Below are 17,551 nucleotides of genomic sequence, written 5' to 3'. Positions count from 1 at the left end.
GGGAAGCCTCTCGCACCTGATAGGCTTCTCGAAGTCCGCTACCGGAGCCTTTCGCTCGGGGCGGACGAGCCTCCACAACGTCCACCATCGCGTGCCATGATGTGCGCGCGCCGACACAGGAGACAGCGCTGCTATCCCACGCTCTTCCCCTGTCCCTCTCCGCTGCGGTTGACACCGTCGCGGCGGGGAGCAGCAAGGCCGCCGAGTTCCATGGTCCGTCGATCAACGAGTTCTTCCCGGATGCGATCTTCTTCGCCGGGACGCCGTTCGAGATCGATCGGGTCGTCCTCATCCGCTTCTTCGCCGTCGCCGTTCTGCTGGTGTTCGCGTTCGTGGGTACCCGTGCACTGAAGCTCGTGCCGAACCGCGGTCAGGCGTTCATCGAGTACGCGTTCGACGTCGTCCGTCGCAACACCTTCGACAACCTCGGAGAGAAGGACGGCAAGCGCTTCCTGCCGCTCCTGGCGACGATCTTCTTCGGCGTGCTGTTCATGAACCTGACCGGTCTGATCCCGGGCATGAACCTCGCCGGCACCAGCCGCATCGCGATGCCGATGATCCTGGCGATCGTCGCGTACCTCGCCTTCATCTACGCCGGTCTCCGCAAGCACCCGGGCACGTTCCTCAAGAACTCGCTCTTCCCGCCCGGGGTGCCGTGGCCGCTGTACATCATCGTGACGCCGATCGAGCTCGTCTCCACCTTCGTGCTCCGTCCCGTCACCCTGACGCTGCGACTCCTGATGAACATGGTCGTGGGGCACCTGCTCCTCGTGCTGTTCTTCTCGGCCACGCAGTTCTTCTTCTTCGACGCTTCGCTCGGCTTCAAGGCCTTCGGCGTCGGGACCATCGCGTTCGGCATCGCGTTCAGCTTCTTCGAGGTCCTCGTCGCGCTGCTGCAGGCCTACGTCTTCATGCTCCTCACCGCCGTCTACATCCAGCTGGCGCTGGCCGACGAGCACTGATTCCTCACTGACCCCCTACGGGACCGGCGACCGTCGGACCCGCACCTCGAAAGGAAAACACGTGGACGCAACGACCGTTCTCGCGGAGATCAACGGCAACATCGCGACGGTTGGCTACGGCCTCGCAGCGATCGGCCCGGCCATCGGTGTCGGCATCGTCGTCGGTAAGACGATCGAGTCCGTCGCTCGCCAGCCCGAGCTCCAGGGCCGCCTGACGACCCTCATGTACATCGGTATCGCCTTCACCGAGGCCCTGGCCTTCATCGGTATCGCCACGTACTTCATCTTCACCAACTAAGGTTCCTCGATGCAGAACGCACTCATCATCGCGGCGGAGGAAGCGCACAATCCGCTGATCCCGCCGGTGTACGACATCGTGTGGTCGGCGCTCGCCTTCGTCATCATCTTCGTGGTGATGTGGCGTGTCGTCACACCGCGCATCACGAAGATGCTCGATGAGCGCACCGAGGCCATCGAGGGCGGCATCAAGAAGGCCGAGGCCGCTCAGGAGCAGGCCGCCGCTGCGCTCGACGAGTACAACAAGCAGCTCGCCGACGCACGTGCCGAGGCATCGCGCATCCGTGAGCAGGCCCGCGCCGACGCCACGGCGATCGGCAACGAGGTCCGCGAGCAGGCGGCCGCCGATGCAGCACGCATCACGGCCAACGCCCAGGCGCAGATCGAGGCCGAGCGCCAGAGCGCCGTCCAGGCACTCCGGTCCGAAGTGGGCACCCTCGCGCTGGACCTCGCGTCCGGTGTGATCGGTGAATCCCTCAAGGACGACGCCAAGTCGACCGCAGTGGTCGACCGCTTCCTCGCCGACCTCGAGGCCTCGCAGGCCACGAAGACGGGGGAGCACTGAGCATGCGCAGCGCTACCAGAGAAGCACTCGCGTCCACCAGGGCGGTGCTGTCGGACCTCGGTCCGAGCGCCGGCCTGGCCGCGGGTGCCGAGATCCTCGCCTCCGGGCGTGCGATCGCCGGTGCGCCGCAGCTGCTCGGACTGCTGTCCGACCCCACGGCCGACGCGGCCGGCAAGAAGGTCCTCATCGACCGTGTCTTCGCCGGGCAGTCGGACGCGACGCGTGCGGTCCTGACCGCGGTGGCCGGCTCGCGCTGGTCCTCGCAGCAGGACCTGCTCGCGGGCATCGAAGACGCGGGCATCCGCGCCGTCGCCGCCACCGCGGGGCCGGACTCGTCGATCGAGTCGGAGCTGTTCGCCTTCGAGACCGCCGTCCGCTCGGACGCCGGCCTCGAGCTGGCGCTCGGCACCAAGCTCGGCAGCCCGGAGCAGAAGGGCGCGCTCGTCGAGCGGCTCCTCGGTGCCAAGGCCTCGGAGCAGACGATCACGATCGTGTCAGCCCTGGTGCAGCAGCCCCGCGGCCGCCGCATCGGTGAGATCGTCCGCGACGCCTCGCGCATCGTGGCCGAGCAGGCCGGCAAGCTCGTCGCGACCGTCGTCACGGCGACGCCACTGACCCCCGCCCAGTCGGCCCGCGTCACGCGCGGTCTGTCCGAGCGGTACGGCAAGGACATCAGCATCAACCAGGTCGTCGACCCCACGGTCGTCGGCGGGGTCCGGGTGCAGATCGGCGGCGACGTCATCGACGGCACCGTGTCCACGCGACTCTCGGAGCTCCGGCTCCAGCTCGCCGGCTAGGCGTACGGTCGAAGCCGCTCCTCCCCAAGTCCACAACGGGAACTGCCGAGTCCGGCAGCGTCACCCTCTCGGAGCCGAAGGGCCCCGGAAAACCACAAGGAAAATCCCATGGCAGACATCACCATCAGCCCCGATGAGATCCGTGATGCCCTGAAGGACTTCGTCTCGAACTACGAGCCGACGAAGGCCTCCACGGCCGAGGTCGGGCACGTCACCGACGCCGGTGACGGCATCGCCCACGTCGAGGGTCTCCCCGGCGTCATGGCGAACGAGCTCATCCGCTTCGCGGACGGCACGCTCGGCCTGGCGCAGAACCTCGACGAAGACGAGATCGGCGCCATCGTGCTCGGCGAGTTCGGCGGCATCGAGGAGGGCATGGAGGTCACCCGCACGGGTGAGGTCCTCTCCGCCCCCGTCGGCGACGCCTTCCTCGGTCGCGTCGTCGACCCGCTCGGCGCCCCGATCGACGGTCTCGGCGAGATCGCCGCAGAGGGCCGTCGCGCCCTCGAGCTCCAGGCTCCCGGCGTCATGGCCCGCAAGTCGGTCCACCAGCCGCTGCAGACCGGCATCAAGGCCATCGACGCGATGATCCCCGTCGGCCGTGGTCAGCGTCAGCTGATCATCGGCGACCGCCAGACCGGCAAGACGGCCATCGCGATCGACACGATCATCAACCAGAAGGCCAACTGGGAGTCCGGCGACGAGGAGAAGCAGGTTCGCTGCATCTACGTCGCCATCGGTCAGAAGGGCTCCACGATCGCCTCCGTCAAGGGTGCGCTCGAGGACGCCGGTGCGATGGAGTACACCACCATCGTCGCCGCTCCGGCCTCCGACCCGGCCGGCTTCAAGTACCTCGCCCCGTACACCGGTTCGGCCATCGGCCAGCACTGGATGTACCAGGGCAAGCACGTCCTCATCATCTTCGATGACCTGTCGAAGCAGGCCGAGGCCTACCGTGCGGTGTCGCTCCTCCTGCGTCGTCCGCCGGGCCGCGAGGCATACCCGGGTGACGTCTTCTACCTGCACTCCCGTCTGCTGGAGCGTTGCGCGAAGCTGTCCGACGAGCTCGGCGCCGGTTCGATGACGGGTCTCCCGATCATCGAGACCAAGGCGAACGACGTCTCGGCGTACATCCCGACGAACGTCATCTCCATCACCGACGGCCAGATCTTCCTGCAGTCGGACCTCTTCAACGCGAACCAGCGTCCGGCCGTCGACGTGGGCATCTCGGTGTCCCGCGTCGGTGGTGACGCGCAGGTGAAGTCGATCAAGAAGGTCTCCGGCACGCTGAAGCTCGAGCTGGCGCAGTACCGCTCGCTCGAGGCGTTCGCGATGTTCGCGTCCGACCTCGACCAGGCGTCGCGTCGTCAGCTGGAGCGCGGTGCCCGTCTGACCGAGCTCCTCAAGCAGCCGCAGTACTCGCCGTACCCGGTCGAGGAGCAGGTCGTCTCGATCTGGGCCGGCACGAACGGCAAGCTCGACACCGTCCCGGTGCCGGACGTGCTCCGCTTCGAGTCCGAACTGCTCGACCACCTGCGTCGCAACTCCGACGTCCTCACGACCCTGCGCGAGACGAACCAGCTCAGCGACGAGACCGTCGCCGAGATGGACAAGCAGATCGACGAGTTCACGAAGAGCTTCCAGACGAGCGACGGCAAGACCCTCGGCTCCGAGCAGTTCGACGCGGCTGACGCCGAGGACGTCGACCAGGAGCAGATCGTCAAGGGTCGTCGCTAGATGGCAGCGCAGGTCCGGGTCTACCGCCAGCGGATCAAGTCGGCGAAGACCACGAAGAAGGTCACCCGCGCCATGGAGCTGATCTCGGCGTCGCGGATCCAGAAGGCGCAGGCCCGCATGGCTGCGTCCGGTCCGTACTCGCGGGCCGTCACGCGTGCGGTGTCGGCCGTGGCGACGTTCTCGAACGTCGATCACGTGCTGACCACCGAGCCGGAGTCGTCGACCCGTGCAGCCGTCGTTCTCTTCACCTCGGACCGCGGCCTGAACGGTGCGTTCAGCACGAACGTCCTCAAGCAGGGCGAGGAGCTCGCCTCCCTGCTCCGCAGCGAGGGCAAGGACGTCGTCTACTACCTGGTCGGCCGCAAGTCCGTCGGGTACTTCGCGTTCCGTGAGCGTCCGTCCGAGCAGCAGTGGGTCGGCAACACCGACCAGCCGGAGTTCTCGACGGCCAAGGAGATCGGCGACGCCGTCGTGGCGAAGTTCCTCCAGGACACCGCCGACGGCGGCGTGGACGAAATCCACATCGTGTTCAACCGGTTCATCAGCCTGGCGACCCAGGAGCCGCAGGTCGTTCGCCTGCTGCCCCTCGAGGTCGTCGAGGGCATCGACGAGCCCGAGGGCAACGAGCCCCTGCCGCTCTACGAGTTCGAGCCGGACGCCGATGCGGTGCTCGACTCGCTGCTCCCGGTCTACATCGAGAGCCGCATCTTCAACGCCATGCTGCAGTCGGCTGCTTCCGAGCACGCCGCGCGTCAGAAGGCGATGAAGGCGGCCAGCGACAACGCCGACTCGCTGATCCGTGACTTCACCCGACTCGCGAACAACGCGCGTCAGGCGGAGATCACCCAGCAGATCTCCGAGATCGTCGGCGGCGCCGACGCCCTCTCGTCGAAGAAGAAGTAGTCCGCGTCGTTCGCGGACAGATACCCACCCTCAGGAAGGCACCAGCCATGACCGACACCGCAACCACCGCGGTCGAGACGTCGTCGGCGCCCGGTGTCGGCCGGATCGCCCGTGTCACGGGCCCCGTCGTCGACATCGAGTTCCCCCACGACGCAATCCCGGAGATGTACAACCTCCTGTTCACGACCATCACCATCGGTGACTCGTCGCAGGAGATCGGCCTCGAGGTCGCGCAGCACCTCGGCGACGACCTCGTCCGTGCCATCTCCCTGAAGCCGACCGACGGCCTGGTCCGTGGCCAGGAGGTCCGTGACTCGGGCGCTCCGATCTCGGTCCCCGTCGGCGACGTCACCAAGGGCAAGGTCTTCGACGTCCTCGGCAACGTGCTCAACACGGACGAGAAGCTCGAGATCACCGAGCGCTGGCCGATCCACCGCAAGGCCCCGGCCTTCGACCAGCTCGAGTCCAAGACCTCGATGTTCGAGACCGGCATCAAGTCCATCGACCTCCTCACCCCGTACGTGCAGGGTGGCAAGATCGGCCTCTTCGGTGGTGCGGGCGTCGGCAAGACCGTCCTCATCCAGGAGATGATCCAGCGCGTTGCGCAGGACCACGGCGGTGTGTCGGTGTTCGCCGGTGTCGGTGAGCGCACCCGTGAGGGCAACGACCTCATCGGTGAGATGGAAGAGGCGGGTGTCTTCGACAAGACGGCCCTCGTGTTCGGCCAGATGGACGAGCCGCCGGGAACGCGTCTCCGCGTGGCCCTGTCGGCGCTGACGATGGCGGAGTACTTCCGCGATGTCCAGAAGCAGGACGTGCTCCTCTTCATCGACAACATCTTCCGCTTCACCCAGGCCGGCTCCGAGGTCTCGACGCTGCTCGGCCGCATGCCGTCCGCCGTGGGCTACCAGCCCAACCTCGCCGACGAGATGGGTGTGCTCCAGGAGCGCATCACCTCGACGCGTGGTCACTCGATCACCTCGCTGCAGGCGATCTACGTGCCGGCTGACGACTACACCGACCCGGCTCCGGCCACCACGTTCGCGCACCTCGACGCGACGACCGAGCTCTCCCGTGAGATCGCGTCGCAGGGTCTGTACCCCGCGATCGACCCGCTGGCGTCGACGTCGCGCATCATGGACCCGCGCTACCTGGGTGCCGACCACTACGAGACGGCCACGCGCGTCAAGCAGATCCTCCAGAAGAACAAGGAACTGCAGGAGATCATCGCCATCCTCGGTGTCGACGAGCTCTCCGAAGAGGACAAGATCACGGTCGAGCGCGCTCGTCGTATCCAGCAGTTCCTCTCGCAGAACACCTACATGGCGAAGAAGTTCACGGGCGTCGAGGGCTCCACGGTGCCGCTCAAGGACACCATCGAGTCCTTCCGCGCCATCGCCGACGGCGAGTTCGACCACGTTGCGACCCAGGCGTTCTTCAACGTCGGTGGCATCAACGACGTGGAAGAGAAGTGGGCTCAGATCCAGAAGGAGAACCGCTGACATGGCGGGTCTCAGCGTGAGCGTCGTCTCGGCTGACCGCGAGGTCTGGTCGGGCGACACCACCATGGTCGTCGCACGGACGACAGAGGGCCAGATCGGCATCCTCGCCGGACACGAGCCGATGCTCGCGATCCTGGCGCAGGGTCAGGTCCGCATCACGCGGGCCGATGGGTCGACCGTCGCGGTCGACGCCGAGGACGGCTTCCTGTCGGTCGAGCACGACACGGTGACGATCGTCGCGCGGCAGGCCGCGCTGGCGTCCTGACCGGACTGACCGTCCTGCTCCCGCCTTCGGAGACGAAGCGGGAGGGCGGGGACACGAGCCGCACGCTCGATCTGCGTGCACTCTCGTTCCCGGAACTGGCCGATGAGCGGGCCGCGGTGATCACCGCGGCCCGCTTCGTCAGTTCCGAGGAGTCCTCGGCCAGGACGGCACTCAAGCTCGGTCCGAAGTCCATCGCCGAGCGCCTCCGGAACCTCGAGCTCGACACCTCGGGCACCATGCCCGCGATCGAGCGGTACACGGGGGTCCTCTACGACCCGTTGGGCGTGCAGGACGCGGACGCGGCGACCCGTGCGTGGTGGGCGGAGCACGTGATCGTGCAGTCCGCGATGTTCGGCCCGATCGGCGCCGGTGACCCGATCCCGGCGTACCGGCTGTCGCACGACTCGCGGCTCGGTTCGATCCGGTTGGCCGCGCACTGGCCCACGGTGTCGACCCGTTCGCTGCTGACCCGTGCGGACGGCCTGGTGCTCGACCTGCGGTCCGAGGGGTACCGGCAGCTCGGCCCCTTGTCCGGAGCGGTCACACCACGGGTGGTGAGCGTTGACGGCTCCGGTCGTCGTCGTGCACTGAACCACTGGAACAAGACCGCGAAGGGCCGCCTGGTGGCGTTGCTCGCCCGCACCGGCGCGAGCATCGGCAGCATGGACGACCTGGTCGTCTGGGCGGCGGCGAACGGCGTGGTGGTCGAACGCAACGAGGGCGGCTGGGACCTGGTCGCCGAGAGCCTGGAGCCCGTCGCCGCCTGAGCGGGTTCCGCCGGCTCGTCCTCCACAGGCGTGGGTGGGGCAGCTCCGGTCCACAGATGGCCGGGGCGCCCCTGCCTGGAGGCCCGCAGCACGCTTCGATGGCGTGCATGATCCCTCTCACGGCACAGTCCGGCCCCGGCTCCGCAGTCCGTTTTCCTCGCGAGATCGCCGCGGCGGTCACCCTCCCCGCCGCAGCGGCCGCGCTGGTCGCGCCCGGCCGTGCGGACCTGTCGACGGCGGCTGCGACGGCCGTGGTGACCGCGTGCGGCGCACTCGCGCCCCGGATGGCCCTGGTGCCGTTCATCGCGGCGCAGGGCACGCCGGACCCGCGGTCGATCCGGGTGTTCGACCCCTTCGCCGACCCGACACCACCGGCGCTCCACGGTTTCGGCCCGGCTCCCGATCGTGCCCGCGTGCGGCTCGCCGGTGACCGGTGCGCCGACGCGTGGCGAGTGTGGCGGGCGCAGGACGGCCCCTTCGACGGATCGTCGGGTGCCGCCGGTGCCCTGTCGCTCGGTGCCTGGTGTGCGTGGGCGCTGGGGTCCTGGGCCCGGGCGGAGACGCGTGCCCGGTACGCCCTCGAGACGCGCGCCGACGACCCGCTCGCGGGGCTCGTCCTGCGCTCGGTCGTCGCGGGCAGCGGGCCGTCGTGGGAGCGTCGATGACGTGGGGTCGACCGGATCGTCTACGGTGGGGGAGACCACACTGGGAGGGCTCCGGTTGTACGACGACGACATCGAGGACACCGTGATCCGGCGACCCCGACGATCGCCGGCGGGAGACCGGACGGCGGACGCCGTCGGTGACACCGTCATCCGCGGCGCAGGTCCCGTCCTCCCCGGAGCGGGTCCGGACTCCGACCCCGACTCCGCCCCCGGGGCCGACGACGGGGTCCTCGGTGACACGGTCATCCGGCCCCCGGTCGGTGCACCCGCCGAGGCACCGGCAGCGGTGGACGACGTCGATCCGGAGGACACCGTCGTCCGGGTGCCGGCGCGACCCGGCGCCGGAGCGGGCCCGTTCGTGGGTGCTGCCCCGGGCCTCCCGGCCGTCCCGTCGGTACCCGCCGCACCCGCGGCACGCGTGCCCTCGATCCGCATCGGCGACCGCACCTTCCGGCTCGACCACCCGGTGGTCATCGGCCGCCGGCCGTCGCTGCCCCGGGTCACACGTGATCCGCAACCCGAACTCGTGACCGTGCGGTCGGCGTACGGGCAGGTGTCGTCGTCCCACGTCCGGATGCACGCCGAGGGCGAAGCCGTCGTCGTGCAGGACCTCCGGTCCACGAACGGCACCGTCGTCCGCCCGGCCGGTGCGCCCGCCTACCGCATGGCGTCGGGTGCGTCGATCGTGGCGCTGACGGGTACGGTAGTCGAGATCGGTGACGGCAACGCCATCGAGGTCCTCTCGCCGTACCTCCGGGTCGCACCGACGGCAGAGGGGCTGCCTCCGGTTCCCCCGTGGCCCTCCGATCAGACAGCACACGGCACGCCCCGACCCACCAGAGAGCGATCCTGACACGTGACCGAACTCGGCCGAGCAGCCACTGCGCACGCCATCGACGTCCCCGGTGCCGACGGCGCCACCCTGACGCTCTCGTGGGGAGCCGCGACCGACGTCGGTCGACGGCGTGACCACAACGAGGACAGCTACATCGTGGGCGCGCCGTTCTTCGTCGTCGCCGACGGCATGGGCGGGCACCTCGCGGGCGACCGCGCCAGTGACGCGGTCGTGCGTCGGCTCGAACAGGTGACGGCCGAACCGTTCACCACGCGCCAGGGCATCCAGCGTGCGCTGCTCCTCGCGACCGCCGACATCGAGCGCGCAGCCGGCGGCAACGCCATCGGCGCGGGCACCACCGTCACCGGGATCGCGCTCGTGGCCTCGCTCGGGCAGCCCGCAGCGCTCGTGTTCAACGTCGGTGACTCCCGCACCTACCGCATCGAGGACGGCGTGCTCCGCCGCGTCACCGTCGACCACTCGGTGGTGCAAGAGATGGTGGACGCCGGTCTGTTGCGTGCCGAGGACGCCGAGCAGCACCCGGACAGCAACGTCATCACGCGTGCGGTCGGCTTCGGCGAACCGCCGGCACCGGACTGGTGGACCCTGCCCCTGCGAGCCGGTGACCGCTACATCGTCTGCTCCGACGGGCTGACCAAGGAGCTCGGCGACGCCGGCATCGCGCGCATCGCGGCACGCGAGCCGGGCGCGCAGGACCTGGCGGAGCGTCTGGTGGGCGACGCCGTCGTGGCCGGCGGTCGTGACAACGTCACCGTGGTGGTGCTGCAGGTCGATGCCGCACCGGACGACGGCGACCTCGAGGACACGCTGCCGAGGCACTGACTGGCCCCCGAACTGGGGGAACGCGTCGAGCTGTGGGGGATCGGCGTGCGGAATGTCCGTCACCCACGCTTCGTACAATGACATGGCCACGTCGAGAGAGCTGGCCGCTCGGCCGGGGGAGGAGAGGACCATGGCGAGACGCCTGCCGTCCAACCCGCCCGTGATCGGCGGTTTCAGTCCCGTCCACGTCCTCGGGTCCGGTGGCTTCGCCGACGTCTTCCTCTACGAACAGGACATGCCCCGACGACAGGTCGCGGTGAAGGTGCTGCTGGACGAGGTCGTCGACGACCGCGTCCGGCAGATGTTCCAGGCCGAGGCCAACCTGATGGCCCGGCTCAGCACGCACCCGTCGATCCTCACCGTCTTCCAGGCCAGCGTCGCCGCTGACGGCCGTCCCTACCTGGTCATGGAGCTCTGCTCGTCGTCCCTCAGCGAGCGCTACCGTCGCGAACCGATCCCGGTGTCCGAGGTGCTGTCGATCGGCATCCGCATCGGTTCGGCGCTCGAGACCGCACACCGTGAGGGCGTGCTGCACCGCGACATCAAGCCCTCGAACATCCTGCTGACGGCCTACGGCAACCCCGTGCTCTCCGACTTCGGCATCGCCGCGACGATCGGGGGCACCGACCCCGACGAGCCGATCGGCATGTCGATCCCGTGGTCCGCGCCCGAGGTCCTGATCGACGAGTCGCGCGGCACGATCCAGTCCGAGGTGTACTCACTCGCGGCGACGGTGTACTCGCTCCTCGCCGGGCGCAGCCCGTTCGAGGTCCGCGGTGGCAAGAACGGTGCGAACGACCTGATGCACCGGATCGACAAGGGCGGCGTGAAGCCGACCGGTCGCACCGACGTGCCGCCCTCGCTGGAGCGCCTGCTCGCCTCGGCGCTCTCCCGCAAGCCGCAGGGACGCCCCGCGACGGTGATGGAACTCGTGCGTGGGTTCCAACAGGTCGAGGCCGAGCTCGGCATCCCGCAGACGTCCGCCGACGTCGCGGTGGAGGCCTGGGCTATCTCGACGCCCACCCCGCACGGCGACCGCACCGTGATCCGTGAGCTGCAGCCACCCACCCGGGTCGGTGCGCGTCGTCGGACCCGCCGCGCGGTGCAGGGCGGGGTCGTGGCAGGCGGTTCGCACAGCGTCGGCACCGTGCACCGCACCGGGTCCGTGACCCGTGCCCGTCGCCGGACCCGTTCGACCCTGGTCTGGGCGACGTCCCTCGCCGTCGTCGTGGTCGCGGCCCTCGCGATCGCCACGGTCGTCGTCGTCGGTCGGCTCGGCGCCGGGGCGATCCCGGTCGTGGCCGAGGTCCGTGCCGAGCCGTCGCCGCAGTCCGTGTCCTTCAGCTGGACCGACCCGGGGCTGCGCAGCGGCGACACGTACGTCATCTCGTCCAACGGGTCCTCGAGCCAGCAGACCGGCACGACGTTCGTCGTCTCCGGTGAACGCGGCGACGAGGAGTGCATCGCCGTCGCGGTGAACCGCGACGGCAAGACGGGTGCTGCGAGCTCGCAGAAGTGCGCGACGATCGGGAGCGCCGGGTGATCCGCGCCCTCCTCGCGAAGCACCGCTCCGCAGCCGTGACCACCGGTGCCTCGGTGCTCGTCGCCGCCGTCGTCGCGACCACGGCCATCGTCTCCACCGGGTACCACACGCAACGCGTCGACCTCGGTGACGGCACCGTCTGGGTGCCCTCGGCCGAGTACGGCGCGGTCGGCCGGGCGAACACCGGCATCCTGCAGCTCAACACCGCGGTCGAGACGGCCAGCGACGACCTGTCCGTGCTGCAGCGCGGTTCAACCGTCTACAGCGTCGACGAGACCAAGGGCACGGTCGCCCGGGTCGACGTCGCCGACGCCACGGTGGGTGATGCGATCACGCTGCCTGCCGGGACGCCACAGGTCTTCTTCGCGGGCGACACCGCGGTCATCGGCAACGCGGACACGGGTGAGCTCTGGTCGACCCCCGCGAGCGACCTCGCCGAGTTCGACGCGTCGGCCAAGGCCGACCTGACCCTGGGCGCCGACACCGTCTTCGACGCCTCCGACGGCCACGTCGCGGTCTACTCCGCGAAGACCGGGACGGCGTCGCTGGTCGACGTCGGCACGACACTCACCGTCGCCGAACGGTGGAAGGTCGACATGGACCGGGGCGACGACTTCCAGGTCGCCACGTTCGACGGGCACCTCGCCGTGCTCGACCGCACGAGCGGTGCCCTGTCGGTCGACGGCCGCACCGTCGAGCTCGGCGACCGGGTGGGGTCGTCGCCGGCCCTCCAGCGGTCGTCGGACACCACGGCCCAGGTCACGGTCGCGGGCACGGCGGGCCTGGTCCGCGTCAGTGCCTCCGGCACCGTGGACGCCACCGCGCTCCAGGTGTCCGGACGAGCCGCGCGGCCCTACGTCGACGGCTCCTGCACGTACGCCGCGTGGGCGGGCGGACAGGCGATCGACACGTGTGACGGCAGCGCGTTGCAGCGCCTGGCGAGCACCGGCGGCACGAGCGAACTGCAGATCCTGCACAACGGCGACACCGTGGTCGCCAACGACCCGACGAGCGGCCGATCCTGGGCGATCGACCGGAGTGGTCAGCTCATCGACAACTGGGCCGACCTGATCAAGCAGGACGACGAGCAGCAGCAGGAGCAGGTCTCCGACGACGACCCCGAGGTCGACAAGGACCAGAAGCCGCCGGTGGCGGTGGACGACGAACTTGGCGCTCGTCCGGGACGCACCACGAGCCTCCCGGTCCTGCTGAACGACTACGACCCGAACGGTGACCCGATCATCGTGAGCGAGGTCGGCACCATCTCGAAGTCCGTCGGCCGCGTCGCGATCGTCGGCGACGGACAACGTCTGCAGGTCACGCTGTCGCCGCGCGCCACCGGGACCGTGACGTTCCCGTACACGATCACCGACGGCAACGGCGGTTCGGACACCGCGACGGTCCGGATCCGCGTGCGCCCCGACAGCGAGAACGAGGCGCCGCGGCAGGTCCGTGACACCTCGGCCGACGTCGTCCAGAACGGGCACGTGGTCTCGAACGTGCTCGGTGACTGGATCGACCCGGACGGCGACCCGGTGTACCTGGAGTCGGCCACCGCGTCGAACGGCGACCGGGTGTCCACCACACCGGACGGCCTGCTCGACTTCCGGAACGACAGCGGCCGCACCGGTGAGCGGTCGGTGCAGCTGGTCGTGAGCGACGGACGCGCTGACGGCCGGGGCGCCGTGACGGTGCGGGTGGCCAAGCAGGGCACCGTCCCGTTGCGCGCCGACCCGTTCCCCGTGTCCGGGTACGCCGGCAAGGCCTTCACGGTCGAGCCACTCGACCACGTGCGTGGCGGCAACGGCACCGTGACACTGACCAGCGTGTCGTCGGCATCCGGGCTCACCGTCACCCCGAGCTACGACGCCGGGACCTTCCGGGTGCAGGGGGAGCGGGCGGGCGACCACCAGCTCGAGTACACGGTGACCGACGGCGTGAAGACGTCGAGCGGCATCGTCCGGGTGACCGTCCTCGCGCCACCGGACGCCTCGACGGCGCCGATCACCACGCCGAAGACGGTGTTCGTCAACACCCTGTCCACCAAGGACACGGACGTCACCGCGACCGACATCGACCCGGCGGGCGGGGTGCTGCTCGTGACGGCGCTCGACGGACCCGGACGGGGCAGCGGGGTGCAGGCGAGCATCCTCGACCAGCACAAGGTCCGCGTCACGCTCACGGCGCCGCTCGACGGTCCGGTCTCGTTCGGGTACACGGAGACGAACGGGTTGGCGTCGTCCCCCGGCACGATCACCGTCGTCGAGATCCCCAAGCCCGACCGCATCCAGCCTCCTGTCGCCCAGCCCGACACCGCCACCGTGCGCGTCGGAGACGTCGCGAACATCGACGTGCTCGGCAACGACACCCAGCCCGAGGGCGAACCGTTGACGCTCCAGCCCGAACTGGTGCAGAACGTGCCGGGCAACGGCGGCCTGCTGTTCGTCTCTGGTGACCACCTGCGCTACCTCGCCCCGAAGACGCCGGGCAACTACACCGCCGTCTACCGGGTGGCCGGCCCCGACGGCCAGTACGCCGATGCCGCCGTGTCGATCTCGGTGCGCGAGCGTGACGCCGCGACCAACAACCCGCCGGTCCCGCAGACCGTCCTCGCGCGCGTGGTCGCCGGGTCGTCGGTGCGGATCAGCGTGCCGTTGAACGGGATCGACCCGGACGGCGACTCCGTCCAGCTCGTCGGCGTGGGCTCCAACCCCGACAAGGGATCGGTCGCCGACGTCGCCTCGGACGCCCTGACCTACGAGGCCGGCGACTACTCGGCGGGTACCGACGAGTTCACCTACACGGTCGTGGACGCTCTCGGGGCCCGTGCGTCCGGCACCGTGCGGGTGGGCATCGCACCCCGCGCCGAGCAGGCCTCGAACCCCGTGGCCGAGGCCGACCACGTCACGATCCGTCCCGGTGGTTCGGTGACGGTTCGTGTCCTGCAGAACGACTCCGACCCCGAGGGCGGGCAGCTCACCGTCGCGCAGGCCGAGCCGACGGCCGAGGACGTCACCGCGAAGATCCTCCGGAAGCAGCAGATCCGCGTCACGCCCCCGAAGTCGGCGAAGCGCGGTGACTACGCCGTGCTCTACACCGTCGCGAACAGCAGCGGGGGATCGAGCACGACCTTCCTCACGGTGACCGTCGACCCGGACGCCCAGCCGCTCCGGCCAGAGGTCGACGACACGACCCTCGACCTGCAGGACATCCTCCGCCGGAAGAGCGTGACCGTCGACGTGCTCGACAACGTCTTCTCCGCCGAGGGCACCGCGGCCGACCTCCGGGTCGGGGTCGTCCCCGGCTACGGCGACACGGCGACGCCCACCGGCGACGGCCGCATCACGGTCCGGTTGACCGACGAATCGCAGGTGATCCCGTTCTCGGTCGCCCGGCTCGACCACCCGGACATCGTCTCCTACGGCTTCATCAACGTGCCGGGCTTCGACGACGCCCTGCCCCAGATCAACCGCAGCGCCGGCGCGGTCACGGTGAAGAGCGAGGCCACGGTCCGCATCCCGCTGCAGGACTTCGTCGTGACGGCGAACGGCCAGACCGCGAAGATCACCGACCGTGGCACGGTCAAGGCCACCCACGCGAACGGGCAGAGCCTGGTGGTGGACTCGTCGACGCTGCAGTTCACATCGTCGAAGCTCTACTACGGCAAGGCGTCGATCTCCTTCGAGGTCACCGACGGCTCGTCGGCGAACGGCGGCAAGGGCCGCGTCGCCACCCTCGTGCTCCCGATCTCGGTCACGCCCCGGTCGAACCAGCCGCCGGCGTTCGCGGGTTCCTCGATCGAGATGCAGCCGGGCGAGACGCGGAAGATCGACCTGACGAAGCTCACCGACTACCCGTACCCGAAGGACCTGCCGGAGCTCCGGTACTCGATCGTCGGCCGGCCCGCCGCTGGGACGACCGCGTCGATCGCGAAGCAGCAGCTCACCATCGCGGTCGCCGACACCGCGAAGAAGAACACCACCGCGTCCATCGGGATCGGTGTCGCGGACGACGCCAACGCCGGTCGTGCCGGCACGGTCGCCGTGGGCGTCGTCGGCTCCACCCGGCCGGTGGTCCAGCCGGGCGCCGACCGCGCGGTCACGAAGCGCGGGGCGACCACCACCCTCGACGTGCTGACGAACGACCAGCCGACCAACCCGTTCCCCGGCGAGCGGCTGCGCGTCGTGAACATCCGAGGTCTGTCCGGCGGACTCCCGAAGGGTGTCACCGTCACACCGAGCGGTGATCGCTCGCGTCTGCAGGTCGCGGTCGCCGGAACCGCGAAGCCCGGCGACGCGCACCTGCAGTACCAGGTGGCGGACGCCACGAACGACCCCGACCGGTACGTCTGGGGCGACGTCACGATCTCGGTGCAGGACGTCCCGGACGCGCCGGGGGCGCCCACCCGCACCGGCTCCTACGACGGTGGTCAGGCCACGCTGACCTGGGCGACCCCGCAGAGCAACAACTCGCCCATCACGGGCTACCGCGTGGTCGGGACCAACGGCGTCTCGAAGAACTGCGGGACCGCGACGGTGTGCACTGTCACCGGCCTCGACCCGAAGGAGTCCTACCGGTTCCAGGTCGTGGCGACCAACGCGATCGGTGACTCGAAGCCTTCGGCCCGCTCGGGTCCGATGAGTGCGGACTTCGTGCCGGCACCGCCGAAGGGCATCACGGTCACGCCCAGCAGGTCGACGCCGAACCAGCTCGACGTCAAGTGGGGCAAGGTGTCCGCGCCGAACAACGGCAGCGCGGTCGACAACTACGTCGTGACGATCGAGGGTCCGGGGTTGTCCGACACCCGCAACACCGGCACCGCCACGAGCACCTCGTTCACCGGTGCCCAGAGTGCCGCCCAGTACACGGTCACCGTGTCGGCCCGGAACGCCGCCGACCGCAACGGCACGGTCGTGCAGTGGAACTCCGCGTCCGCCACCGGGAGCGCAGTCGGTGTACCGACAGCCGTCTCCGTGGGGGATCCGAACGTCGACGCGTCCTCCGGTCGCACGGTCATCAGCGTCGACTACTCCAAGTCCGACGGTCAAGGTGCGCCGATCCAGTCGTACGCGCTCGTCCGGGTCGGGGGGCAGGTCACCTGCGGCCCGATCGGCGGCGGTCAGCAGGTCGACAGCACGGGCCCCGGAGGAGGGACACTGCGCGACGGCAACGCTGCGGACGGCAGCACGACCAGTTACGTCGTCGTGGCGTCCAACACCTACGGCTTCTGCAGCGTCAGCCGAGCGACGACGTCCGTGACGAGCTACGAGCGTCCTGGCCAGGCCACCACACCCTCGATCCGTGTCGTGAAGACCGACCAGGACAACGGCGTCTACCAGCTGGTCGCAGAGGGGTACGGCGTGAAGTCCGGACGCGCCGATCACTACCGTGTTCGCTACAACGGTGGTGGATGGCAGGACGCACCCTCCGGGCCCACGGCAGCACTGGGCTACGGGACGGCGGTCTCGATCGAGGTGCAGGGCTGCCGCGGACCGAGCAACAACTACGACTACTGCGGTCCCGCGTCTTCGGAATCCAACTCCGCAACCCCGATCATCACCAAGCCGATCGTGCAGCAACCCGTCGAGGGCACGGCCCTCAACGTTCAGGATCCGTCGAACGGTCGCGCCGCCCCCACGTACACCGTGCGCTTCGACGGTCGTGGGAGCGACGATCAGAACGTGGCCTACACGACGAACTCGGTCGTGCCGACATCTGCCCTGTCACCGCTCCGGACCACCACCGTGACCATCGAGGTGCAGATCGCCGGGCAGACGGACACCTGGACGTACGAGTCGGACGCGGCCCCCGCTCCCGAGCAGCCTGCCCCGGAACCAGCCCCCGGCGGCTGACACCCGCCGCCCGACCCG

14 protein-coding genes are annotated in these 17,551 nt (G+C 69.6%); all 14 read left to right on the top strand.

Annotated features, from left to right (window positions below):
- The first annotated feature begins 101 nt into the window (after window positions 1–101).
- Window positions 102–962, top strand: a complete 861-nt coding sequence (gene atpB / locus BR70_RS0108870) for a F0F1 ATP synthase subunit A (protein WP_027465782.1) — start codon at window positions 102–104, stop codon at window positions 960–962.
- Window positions 963–1,023: 61 nt separating this feature from the next.
- Window positions 1,024–1,260 (top strand): ATP synthase F0 subunit C, encoded by a 237-nt coding sequence (gene atpE / locus BR70_RS0108865; protein ID WP_027465781.1) that lies wholly within the window; start codon window positions 1,024–1,026, stop codon window positions 1,258–1,260.
- 9 nt (window positions 1,261–1,269) lie between these two features.
- Window positions 1,270–1,824: a F0F1 ATP synthase subunit B gene (locus BR70_RS0108860; protein WP_027465780.1), complete on the top strand. Its 555-nt coding sequence runs from the start codon at window positions 1,270–1,272 to the stop codon at window positions 1,822–1,824.
- A gap of 2 nt (window positions 1,825–1,826) precedes the next feature.
- The gene (locus tag BR70_RS0108855) at window positions 1,827–2,621 is read left to right on the top strand and encodes a F0F1 ATP synthase subunit delta (protein WP_027465779.1); all 795 of its coding nucleotides are present in this window, start codon (window positions 1,827–1,829) and stop codon (window positions 2,619–2,621) included.
- Between the two features lie 108 nt (window positions 2,622–2,729).
- Entirely contained in the window at window positions 2,730–4,358 is a 1,629-nt protein-coding gene (atpA, locus tag BR70_RS0108850) for a F0F1 ATP synthase subunit alpha (RefSeq protein ID WP_027465778.1), read from the top strand.
- Window positions 4,359–5,261 carry a F0F1 ATP synthase subunit gamma gene (locus BR70_RS0108845; RefSeq protein ID WP_027465777.1) on the top strand — a complete coding sequence of 301 codons (903 nt, stop codon included), beginning with the start codon at window positions 4,359–4,361 and terminating at the stop codon, window positions 5,259–5,261. It abuts the gene before it with no gap.
- Window positions 5,262–5,308: 47 nt separating this feature from the next.
- Window positions 5,309–6,763: a F0F1 ATP synthase subunit beta gene (gene atpD / locus BR70_RS0108840; RefSeq protein ID WP_017885744.1), complete on the top strand. Its 1,455-nt coding sequence runs from the start codon at window positions 5,309–5,311 to the stop codon at window positions 6,761–6,763.
- Window position 6,764: 1 nt separating this feature from the next.
- The gene (locus BR70_RS0108835) at window positions 6,765–7,028 is read left to right on the top strand and encodes a F0F1 ATP synthase subunit epsilon (protein WP_027465776.1); all 264 of its coding nucleotides are present in this window, start codon (window positions 6,765–6,767) and stop codon (window positions 7,026–7,028) included.
- Window positions 7,025–7,795, top strand: a complete 771-nt coding sequence (locus BR70_RS20205; RefSeq protein WP_331279969.1) for a YaaA family protein — start codon at window positions 7,025–7,027, stop codon at window positions 7,793–7,795. The genes BR70_RS0108835 and BR70_RS20205 overlap by 4 nt, the downstream gene beginning before the upstream one ends.
- 107 nt (window positions 7,796–7,902) lie before the next feature.
- Window positions 7,903–8,460 (top strand): hypothetical protein, encoded by a 558-nt coding sequence (locus BR70_RS0108825; protein WP_027465775.1) that lies wholly within the window; start codon window positions 7,903–7,905, stop codon window positions 8,458–8,460.
- A gap of 25 nt (window positions 8,461–8,485) precedes the next feature.
- Window positions 8,486–9,313, top strand: a complete 828-nt coding sequence (locus tag BR70_RS22260) for an FHA domain-containing protein (protein ID WP_155896834.1) — start codon at window positions 8,486–8,488, stop codon at window positions 9,311–9,313.
- A gap of 3 nt (window positions 9,314–9,316) precedes the next feature.
- Entirely contained in the window at window positions 9,317–10,138 is an 822-nt protein-coding gene (locus tag BR70_RS0108815) for a PP2C family protein-serine/threonine phosphatase (RefSeq protein ID WP_017885739.1), read from the top strand.
- A 130-nt stretch (window positions 10,139–10,268) separates the two neighbouring features.
- Window positions 10,269–11,681, top strand: coding sequence for a serine/threonine-protein kinase (locus BR70_RS0108810; protein ID WP_027465774.1), 1,413 nt, complete (start codon window positions 10,269–10,271; stop codon window positions 11,679–11,681).
- Window positions 11,678–17,533, top strand: a complete 5,856-nt coding sequence (locus tag BR70_RS20195; protein ID WP_155896833.1) for an Ig-like domain-containing protein — start codon at window positions 11,678–11,680, stop codon at window positions 17,531–17,533. The genes BR70_RS0108810 and BR70_RS20195 overlap by 4 nt, the downstream gene beginning before the upstream one ends.
- Window positions 17,534–17,551 lie beyond the last annotated feature (18 nt).

Origin of the sequence: Curtobacterium sp. UNCCL17 (assembly GCF_000686685.1) — a bacterium.
In the GTDB taxonomy this organism is placed as follows: domain Bacteria; phylum Actinomycetota; class Actinomycetes; order Actinomycetales; family Microbacteriaceae; genus Curtobacterium; species Curtobacterium flaccumfaciens.
The sequence above is the reverse complement of the archived record's forward strand: the minus strand, read 5'-3'. Positions and strand labels throughout refer to the sequence as shown.